General features: G+C 86.5%; 1 pseudogene. It reads right to left on the bottom strand.

The window, feature by feature from the left end:
- Nucleotides 1–262, bottom strand: a pseudogene (locus IF83_RS34205) (SUKH-4 family immunity protein); the annotation flags it as partial.
- Nucleotides 263–341: the final 79 nt, after the last annotated feature.

Genomic DNA, 341 nt, shown 5'->3' with positions numbered 1-341 from the left:
GGCCGGGGGGCTGGGGTGCTCCGGGGCCGGCGGGGGTGCCGGGGTTGGGTCCGGCGAGCATGGTCGCCTGGTAGTGCGGGTCGCCGGGTGCGCCGGGTGCGCCGGGCGGGCCGGGCGGGCCCGGGGGCGGCGGGGTGGCGGCTCCCGGGGTGTTCGGGGTGCCGGGGCGCGGCGGGGTGCCCGCGCCGGGGGTGCCGGGCGGGCCGGGGGGCTGGGGTGCTCCGGGGCCGGCGGGGGCGCCGGGGTTGGGGCCGGCGAGCATGGTCGCCTGGTAGTGCGGGTCGCCGCCGGGGGTTCCCGGTGCGCCGGGCCCGCCCGGCGCACCGGGAACCCCCGGCGGC

The sequence above is a fragment of the Streptomyces albus subsp. albus genome, from assembly GCF_000719865.1.
GTDB classification, from domain to species: domain Bacteria; phylum Actinomycetota; class Actinomycetes; order Streptomycetales; family Streptomycetaceae; genus Streptomyces; species Streptomyces albus_E.
Note: the sequence above shows the minus strand (reverse complement) of the source record. Positions and strands in the feature narration are given on the sequence as shown.